General features: G+C 73.9%; 5 protein-coding genes. 1 reads left to right on the top strand and 4 read right to left on the bottom strand.

The window, feature by feature from the left end:
• Nucleotides 1–146: 146 nt before the first annotated feature.
• Nucleotides 147–626, bottom strand: a complete 480-nt coding sequence (locus ACFC0Z_RS31215) for a MarR family winged helix-turn-helix transcriptional regulator (RefSeq protein ID WP_376445079.1) — start codon at nucleotides 624–626, stop codon at nucleotides 147–149.
• A 75-nt stretch (nucleotides 627–701) separates the two neighbouring features.
• Between ACFC0Z_RS31215 and ACFC0Z_RS31210 the strand changes: the two genes are divergently transcribed.
• Complete coding sequence (locus ACFC0Z_RS31210) at nucleotides 702–1,652, top strand: zinc-binding alcohol dehydrogenase family protein (RefSeq protein WP_376445076.1); 951 nt, start codon at nucleotides 702–704, stop codon at nucleotides 1,650–1,652.
• Nucleotides 1,653–1,663: 11 nt separating this feature from the next.
• Here ACFC0Z_RS31210 and ACFC0Z_RS31205 read toward each other — a convergent pair whose 3' ends face one another.
• The 3 genes from ACFC0Z_RS31205 to ACFC0Z_RS31195 all read right to left on the bottom strand — a co-directional run bounded on the left by ACFC0Z_RS31205 (nucleotide 1,664) and on the right by ACFC0Z_RS31195 (nucleotide 6,098).
• The gene (locus ACFC0Z_RS31205) at nucleotides 1,664–1,912 is read right to left on the bottom strand and encodes a DUF397 domain-containing protein (protein WP_376445074.1); all 249 of its coding nucleotides are present in this window, start codon (nucleotides 1,910–1,912) and stop codon (nucleotides 1,664–1,666) included.
• Nucleotides 1,909–2,772 (bottom strand): helix-turn-helix domain-containing protein, encoded by an 864-nt coding sequence (locus ACFC0Z_RS31200; RefSeq protein ID WP_376445071.1) that lies wholly within the window; start codon nucleotides 2,770–2,772, stop codon nucleotides 1,909–1,911. Before ACFC0Z_RS31200 ends, ACFC0Z_RS31205 begins: the two co-directional genes overlap by 4 nt.
• 155 nt (nucleotides 2,773–2,927) lie before the next feature.
• A complete protein-coding gene (locus tag ACFC0Z_RS31195) occupies nucleotides 2,928–6,098 on the bottom strand; it encodes a sacsin N-terminal ATP-binding-like domain-containing protein (RefSeq protein WP_376445098.1) in 3,171 nt (1,056 codons plus the stop codon).
• Between the last annotated feature and the right edge of the window lie 730 nt (nucleotides 6,099–6,828).

Here is a 6,828-nt window from a genome sequence, read left to right as displayed (position 1 = left end):
GCCGCCGGGTCAAGGGTGGCCGCAGGCCATCGGCTCCGCCGACTCGCCCTTGACGCGGCGGCGGAGGCCGCCACACTCGGAAAGAGGGCGGCCGCGCCAGGAGCCCTCAAGAAGCCCCCGCCGAAAGGGCCTTGGAGACCTGATCCTCAGCCGGCCGCGTGGCGGGTCTGCTGGACCAGGACGGCCGTGGCGCGTTCCAGGAGGTCGCAGAGGGAGGCGTACTCGGCGGGCGTGAACGCGTCCGTGAGTGCGCCCTCAAGGACGGCCACTTCCCCGTACGCGCGGTCGAGCAGCGTCTGGCCCTCGTCCGTGAGGGTCGCGATCTGCACCTTGGCGTGGACCGGGGACGTCTCCCGCCGGATGAGTCCCTTGCCCTCCATGTTGGTCAGCACACTGCTCATGCTCTGCTGCGTCACCCCGCACGAGCGGGCCAACTGGGCGCCCGACATGCCGCCTTCACGCGACAGGAACAGCAGGACGGTGTACTGCGTCATGGTCAGCCCGTAGGTCCGCAGCACCGCTTCGTGATGCGCCATCAGCGCCTGCTCGGACCGCCTGATCCGGGCGCAGAGGTCGTTCTCGATCCGAGACTCCACCGCGTACTCCCACTCCACTGACAGGTTCATGGGTTGACTCAGGAACCTGATACACCTACCGTCTTCCAGTGTAAGGATACTGAGTCAACGCAGGGGGCTGTACTCATGAAGGCTGTCGTTCTCGACACCGACGACCACTACCGCGTCACCGAACTCGAAGAGCCCACCCCCGGCCCCGGCCAGGTCGCGATCCGCGTCGCGTACGCCGGGATCCAGTGGGGCGACACCATGGTCCGGGACGGCCACTTCCCCGTCCCCCGCCCCTTCGTCCCCGGCTTCGAGGCCTCCGGGCACATCACCGCCGTCGGCGAGGGCGTCGACGCGAGCCGCATCGGCGAGCCGGTCACCACGCTGACCACGGCAGGCGCCTACGCCGAAGTCGTCCTCGCACCCGCCGTACTCACCCTGAACATCGGCGACCTGCCGCTCAGGACGGCCGCCGGCCTCGGGTGGGGCGCACCCACCGCTTACGACCTGATCCACACCGCCGCCCGCGTGCGGCCCGGCGAAAGCGTCCTGATCCACGCCGCCGCCGGCTCCGTCGGCACCCTCGCCGCCCAGTTCGCCCGCCTGGCCGGGGCCGGCCGGATCGTCGGCGTGGTCGGCACCGCCGACCGGGCCGCCTACGCCGCCCGGTTCGGCTACGACCAGCTCCTCCTCCGCGAGGAGTTCCCGGCCAAGCTCGGCGACGACACGTTCGACGTGATCCTCGACCCCGTCGGCGGCGCGACCCGCCACACCGGCCTCGCCGAGCAGCTCGCACCGCACGGCCGACTCGTCGCGTACGGCAACCTCGCCACGTACGAACCCGTCCTCGCCGACGCCAACGCCCTGCTCATGCAGGGCAAATCGCTCCTCACCTACAACAGCAACCTGCTCGGCCAGACCCACCCCGAGCGGCTCGCCGACAGCGCCCGCCGCGCGCTCGCCCTCGTCACCGACGGCCAGGTCCGCACGGACATCACCGCCGAGTACGCCCTCGGCGACCTGGCCACGGCCGTACAGCACCTCGCCGAGGGCACGACCCACGGCAAGAGCGTCCTCCGCGTCGCCTGAGGGCCCGTCGCCTACGCCTCCGTGGCCGCGTACGACACGAAGGACGACCAGGTCGCGGGGGTGACGGCGAGCTGAGGGCCCTCGGTGTTCTTGGAGTCGCGGAGGTGGATGGCGGTGGGGTGGACGGCTACCTCGATGCACTCGCCGCCTTCGGCACTGCTGTAGCTCGACTTGCGCCACTCGTAGGCGACTTCGAGGCAGTTGCCGCCCTCGGGCCCGCTGTAGCTGCTCTTGAACCAGGACAGATCTGCGGTGTTCATCGTTCTCCCAGCAGTTTCTCGATCCACGTCAGCGACTCGGCTTGAGTGAGCGCCTGGGACCGGATAATTCCATAGCGTTCGGCGTATGTGCGAACCTCTTCCGGGTCGGTGATCAGCCGGGCGTGCCCGTAGATCTCGGTGTACGCGACCTCTCGTCGCCCCTTGGGCGTGAGGAGGGTGAAGGCGCCATCCAGGTAGGGGTGTTGCGCGCTGTCCAGCGGCATGATCTGGAAGTCGACCGTGCGCTTCCGGGCCACCTCCAGGATGCGCCGGAGCTGCTCGCGGTGGACGTCCGGGCCGCCGAACGGGCGGAGGAGGACGGCCCCTTCCAGCACGAAGCTGATCGTCGGCGCCGGCCACTTGTCGAGCAGGGCCTGACGCGAGATCCGGTCCGCCACCCGCTTCTCGACGGTCGCCTCGTCCAGCATCGGGCGGCGGTGCTCGAACAACGAACGCGCGTACGCGGGTGTCTGGAGAATCCCCGGCACCGCCTGCACCGCGTAATAGTGCAGCGCGACCGCCTTCGCCTCCTCGTCCGCGAAGTTCCGGAACCAGTCCGGATGCCGTACCCGCGCCCGCGCCAGCGCCGCCCGTACGTCGTCCACGGCGACCTTCAGGACGCCGTCGGCCCCCAGCGGCTCGTCCACCGTCTCCAGGAACTCCGGCTGTGGAGTCCGTACGCCCCTCTCGATCGAGGAGACCAGGTCCTCGCTCACGTGGGCGATGTCCGCCAGTTCCGCCTGGCTCAGGCCCGCGTTCCTGCGCAGCAGCTTGATGATTTTCCCGAGCGCACGAAACAGGTGCGCCGTACCGTCCACCTCGGAGGGCCGTTCCGGCCGCTCCTCCTCGTTCCCCGACATCCGTACCGCCTTCTCTGGCGTACTCGTACAGTGACTCGGCGTCAGCGTACGAGGGCGGTCCCGGCCAGGGGGCGGTAAGCCCGAAACCGCCACCCTAACCAGTGAGTTCACGCCGGGACGCGCGCCGGGACGCGCACCCGGCACGCCCCGCGCGGTCAGTCGAACCAGCGGTCCCGGGCCAGTTCCGCCGTCCTCGACGGGTCCTCCAGGAGGGCCGCCACCTCGAAGCGGCGGGGCCACTGGCCCGCCGCCCACGCGAGGCCCGCCGCCACGCCCTCCAGGGTGGCGGCGTGGAGGACGCCGTCGAGGGTGAGGCGCCAGTCGAGTTCCGTGCCGGCCGCGCGGAGTTCGTCGTGCTCGATGTACGTCGCCGGGGTCGACGGGCCCAGGAGGGCGTGGACCGCCTCCGGGACCTCGTGTTCCTCGCCGACCGTCGTCACCTCCGCCTCGACCGCCTCGCTGAGGACCCGTACCTGGAACAGTTCGGCCAGGTCCGCCGCCCGCGACGGGGCGACGGGGAGCAGCGGCAGTCCCACCGCCAGCGGGAGGAGGTCCGGGGCGTCGGCCACGAACGCCTCCTCCGCGTCCACGACCACGGGTACGCCGTCGACGATCGCCCGCAGCTGCCCCGGGAGGGTCACCTGCTCCGGGTCGAGGTCGGCGAGCGCCGTGTACAGGGCGTGCAGCTGCGGAGCCGTGACCTCGCGGTCCGGGTCGGCCAGGCGGCCCAGGAGTTCCGCCGCCCCGCCGGGTTCGTCGAGGAGCGCCGCGACCGAGGTGCGGACGCCCAGGGCCCGCAGGACCTGTTCGTCCTCGAAGCCGGTCGCGTCGGCGGAGTCGTACAGGCCGGAGAGGAGCGGGTCCGAGCCCGCGGCCCGCAGGCCGGCCGGGCGGCGGCCGTCGAGGACCGGGTGGTCGCGCAGCCACCAGGCCGTGTACGGGGGGACCGTCTCCGTCGTGCCGTCCGACAGGAGGACCCGTACGGGCTGGATCAGGGCGTCCCGCAGGGGCGGCTGGGCGAGGAGCGCGAGCGCCTGGGGCCAGGCGTCGTCCTCGACGAGGTCCAGGTCCCGCACCGCGACGATCTCCGTCGCCACCGGCGGCACCAGCGACATGGGGAGGCGGTCGAGGACGTCCTCGCACCACACGTCGACCGCTTCGAGGAGCCCGGCGTCGTCCGGCTCCGGGTAGTCGGCCTCGCGGGGGTCCATCTCGTCCGGGTCGAGGACGAGGTCGGTCGCGCGGATGAGGGTGAAGTTCGCCAGGACGCCACAGGCCGCCAGGGGCTGCTCGCCCCAGCGGGAAGCCAAGTCGGCATCCGCGTACGCGAGTTCACCCTCACGGATGACAGCGGCGAACGGGGAGTCCGGGAGGACGAGTTCACTCGCGGGGGCGAGTTCGCCGTCCTCGTCGGGGAGGGCGAGCGCGCCGAGCCACGGCTCGTCACCCGGGGCGAGCTCCGCGTCCCGTACGAGTCCGAGGACCGTCTCCGCGAGCTCCTCCGCGTCCAGGGTGTCCGCGTCCTCGTCCCAGATCTCGCCCACGTCGAGCGAGGCCGCGACCGCCGCGCGCACCTGCGGGGTCGTCAGGATCGCGCGGGGCGTCGCCGGGAGCGCGCCCAGCTTCTCCAGGAGCGGGTGCGCGGCCTCCGGGTGCGCCACCTTCAGGCCGAGGCGCGTCAACTCCGCGGGAGTGCGTTCCTCCGGAAGGAGGACCTGGCGAGGACCGACGGCCGTCCGGATACGCGTCCCCTCCTCCGCGTCGGCGGGGACGGCGAGCGGGACCGGGAGGCCCGTCAGGCGGTCCGGGTCGACGCCGGCGAGGGACTCGTACAGCCGCCACCACCACGTCGGGGCCCTGTCCACGCCCGCCAGGCGGTCGATCGCCTCGGTGAGGGGGACGCGGCCGACGCCGAGCGTACGGAGCTCGGGGCGGCGCTCCAGGCCCGCCGGGAGCAGTGTCGGGAAGACCTCCGCCAGCACGCCGACGGTGTCCTTGCCCGCGCCCTCCGTGACCTCCGCCTCGATCGGGCGGAGCGCCGGAAGCTCCTCGGACGGCGCGGCGGGCGCAAGGAACGCGACCCTCGGCAGCCGGTCGAGGATCGCCTCGCGCAGGACGCCGTCGATGTGGCCCTTGCCCAGCGGGCCCGGGACCAGGTCGAGGGTCGCGGTCGTCACCGGGTGCCAGGCGGCGAGGAGTTCGGCGTACGCGTCCGCCGCCCGCTGCACGAGGAACTCGGTCAGCGGACCCGGGGCGGTGTGACGGCGCGTCGTGTCGAGCGGGAGGGACGCGATGAGGAGCGCGGGGATGCCGAGGGGCTCGTCGGTGGGGGTGGGGGCGTGGACGACGGGAGTCGTCCGGGGGTACTGCGGGGCCCCCTCGGCGTCCACAGGAACGGCCCAGGTCACGGACCAGTGAGGGCGGAGGCGCTCCTCCACCGGGCGGTCCCTGAGGAGGTCGGGATCGAGGGGGCCGGTGTGCGTGACGGTGCGCCAGCGGTGGGTCTCCGTGGTGCCGCCCGTGGCCGTCTCGCCCTGGGCCGTCTCTTCGGTGATGTGGACGTAGCCGTCCGCCTCGTGGCGGCGGAGCGTGCGTACGCCCTCCGGGGTCTCGACGACGATCTCGGCGAGGCCCGGGAGAGTCAGGAGCAGGGCGTCGTCGATCGAGTCGAGGAGACGCTCGGCGAGACCGAGAGCGGCGGCGTCGCGGAGCGGGAGGACGACGACGGTGTCGTAGCCGTCCGGGGCCGTGCCCTCGGCGGGCAGCGGGAGACGGAGCAGCGGGACGTGGCCGTCGCGGCGGCGGAGCTCGTCGGCGAGGCCGGGGCTCGCGGCCGCGGATTCCGTCGCCAGCTCCCTCGCCTCCGCCAGAGACCAGCGGATGCCGCCGTGACGGCCCAGGACGGCGGGCTCGTCGCTGACCGCGAGGACGGCGGCGAAGCCGACGCCGAAGCGGCCCACGGCGCCCTGCTCCTTCTGCGGGTCGCGCTTCGCGGAGGCGCGGAGGGTGGAGAGCGACTCGGCGCCGACGGCGTCCAGGGGGGCGCCGGTGTTCGCGGCGGCGAGGACCGCCGGGCCGTCGGCGTCCGCCGGGTGCAGCGTCAGGCGGAAACGGCCCGTGACGGCGGCGCGGTGGGCCGCGTCGGCGGCGTTCTGGGCGAGCTCGACGACCAGGCGGTCGCGGTAGCCGCCGAGCGCGAGATCCTCCTCGGCGTTCGCGTCCTCGCGGAAACGGGCGGGAGAGGCGGTCCAGGCGTCGAGGACGCCCCGCCGGAGCCGGGCGGTGCCGAAGGGGTCGGCTCCGTCGTCGTCGGCCGTCGTCGTCATCGTCGTCCGGACGCTGGCGCTCACGTCTGACTCCAGTCTGGGGTGTCGCGTTGCGTGGTGGGTACGGCTGGGGTGCCTCCCCGGGCGAAGGTATCGCGCGGCGGGGCCGCGCCGTCGTCTGGGCACGTCGGAGTGCGGTGGGGGCGGGACGGGGGGGCCTCGCGGGGGGCCCGGCCCTGGTCTGTCGGGGCGACGCCTACGGGCTGCCGCGCGGGGTGCGGGGCCTGGCCCACCGGGCGGTGACGGCGGGGTGCGGGCCGGGGTGCGGGGCCTGGCCCACCGGGCGGTGACGGCGGGGTGCGGGCCGGGATGTGGCTGCGCCCCGCCGCGCGGTGCCTTCGGGCTGCCGCCCCGGTTCCGACGCCGCCCACCCGGGCGGTGCCCGTGGGCTGGCGCCCAGGCTGTGGCGGCGCGCCGCCGGGCGGTGACTGCGGGCTGCCGCCCGGGTTGTGGGCAGGCGTTCCGCACGGCCGGGGGTCCCCCCTGCTCGAAGAGCTTGGGGGCCGGTGGGCACAACCCACCACGGCGCCGCACCCCGGGTGCGGGTCCAGGCACGGAAGCCTAGGCCCGGCAAGGGGCGCCGTCCCGTGTGCCCACCCGTCCCGCCCCAGCGGGACGAATGCCCACACGGAGGTGCGGCGGGGCACCGCCCCGGATGCGGGCACCGCCCGACCGGGGCGGGCGCGCGGTCGGGCCCGGGAGGGGGCGCCGCTCAGCGGGGCGCGTGCCC

It is taken from the genome of Streptomyces sp. NPDC056144 (genome assembly GCF_042264145.1).
GTDB lineage: Bacteria > Actinomycetota > Actinomycetes > Streptomycetales > Streptomycetaceae > Streptomyces.
This window is presented reverse-complemented; position numbering and strand designations above follow the sequence as displayed.